3 protein-coding genes are annotated in these 1,813 nt (G+C 38.7%); all 3 read right to left on the reverse strand.

Annotation, left to right across the window (positions count from 1 at the left end):
- A partial coding sequence (locus IQ457_RS12925; protein WP_242465447.1) for a phage/plasmid replication protein, II/X family occupies positions 1–469 on the reverse strand: 469 nt, incomplete at its 3' end.
- The gene (locus tag IQ457_RS12930) at positions 462–764 is read right to left on the reverse strand and encodes a hypothetical protein (RefSeq protein ID WP_200663796.1); all 303 of its coding nucleotides are present in this window, start codon (positions 762–764) and stop codon (positions 462–464) included. The genes IQ457_RS12925 and IQ457_RS12930, both read right to left, overlap by 8 nt.
- Before the next feature lie 507 nt (positions 765–1,271).
- Positions 1,272–1,813: phage/plasmid replication protein, II/X family (locus IQ457_RS12935; protein ID WP_242465448.1), on the reverse strand; the 542-nt coding region annotated here is incomplete at its 5' end.

Below are 1,813 nucleotides of genomic sequence, written 5' to 3' on the forward strand. Positions count from 1 at the left end.
TATCCCCACTAAACACACCTTTACCCCGATAAGGCATACTCATTTTCTCACCTGCTGCTCTAATCCAGGCTTTAACATCGTATTGACTTTTTAAGTGCCAAGTTTCGTTAATATCCACCCTAGACATATCATATTTACCGTCTGTTATAGCGTCTAGTTGCTCGATAGTGGGGTTTAAACCTTCATCAGCCATAACTTCATATAGTTGAGAAAAAAAAGCAGCCATCAAAGCCTGAATATCATTTGTGCCAAAAAGATTATGACCTTGTAACCACTTGGCAGGATTACCTGATACTTGGATAGTTTGCGGAGTTAATGACTTAATCATAAAATTCATTTCATGAGAGCCAGTAACAGGCAGCCATGACTCGCTTAACCATTCCACATTACCATCAGCGTCTAGTTTAGCCACACAACCACTACGCAAATTATTATCACAAGGCAGCTTAGCTGTTACCCAATCAATCATTAGCTGTACTCTCCAACAAATCATATTGTTTTAGCAAAGCAGCCATTTCACTATTGATAATTCCAGTTTTGGTATTGGCAGTCGCAGCAAGACGGGCTAAGTGAGGTAAAACATCTTTTTTTTCTTTAGCTAATTCTAAAGCGTCACGCATTTCTGTTAGAACAGGTAAAACATCTTTTAGAACATCGGTAATAACTCTGGTTTTAGGTATCCCCATCAATACAGATAAGTCAGTAATCAAATCATTTAACTCATCGTCAAGGGTTAAATTAAGTCTAGGTTTTTGGCTTGGCATGGCTGTATCTCTAAGAGTATCTATTTTAGATTATAGTATCTTACAGGAGCAATCAAATCAAGCTATCAATCCCAAAAGTGAGACAAATTCCACTACCCCCCCCTAAACAGACCTTAGACCATACAGAGCATGGCACAGCTATACTTTATGGTTATCGGTGGAGTTATCATTTTGAGACACATTACACGTATTACTAGGAACGTGTAATTGGAAAAATCAGGTTCGTACGTACAGCCGTAGGGTGTGCGCCGCACCTGATTTTTCCAATATTGTTATAATTATTTGCGAGTAGAGAGTTTATTGAGTGCTTAACGCTAGTCAATAGGGAAACTGATCCTATTGACCGCTACAGCATTACATTAAAACTATGACCGCTTCTATTCAAAAAGACTGTAACTGGAGGGCAGAGGATTTAGAGAAATAGCATAAGCAGCTATACAGCCAGAGCCATTGAGAAATTGCAGACAAAAAAAAGCCCCCAAAAGGGGGTTCAATCGGTTATTGCTACTAAGCACAGACTACAAGACCCTGCTCAATAGCCCAATCAGGTATTCCAACAGGCTCAGCCTCTAAAACCCTGATAAGCGGTATGACATTATCAGCAACCTTATCGACATCACGGACAAGGGCAATATCTATATCATATGCTTTCAATTGTTTTCTAACACGATAAAAAGTAGGTCTAGTCATATCTTGACGCAAGTCCTCACCATACAACCACAACTTATAATAAGTACGCAGTTTTCTAGGCAAAGAGTCTAATATTTCATCGGATAACTTAAAATTGTTACTCATGTCCAAGCTCCTAACAACTTGTAAGAGTAACATTTTAGGCTTATCAACAGTCCAATTGCAAGGCTGACTTAGACCCCATTCCCTTAATGCCTTAGAACACAATACAAGCTCTAAACGCAAGGCTCTATCAGCATATTCAAGCATTTGAGGAGTCCGTAAACTATCAGGAAAATTGCTTTTTTTACTGTTTATCTCGTCACCTTTGGAGTAACACTTTAAGAAAAAATACTTAGAACCCTTACCAAAATAAAGAG

This window comes from Psychrobacter sp. M9-54-1, from assembly GCF_016613355.1.
GTDB lineage: Bacteria > Pseudomonadota > Gammaproteobacteria > Pseudomonadales > Moraxellaceae > Psychrobacter > Psychrobacter faecalis.

Bases quoted from the DNA above. Each gene is read 5' to 3' on its own strand.
- IQ457_RS12930 (WP_200663796.1), bottom strand. From the start codon at position 764: ATGCCAAGCCAAAAACCTAGACTTAATTTAACCCTTGACGATGAGTTA.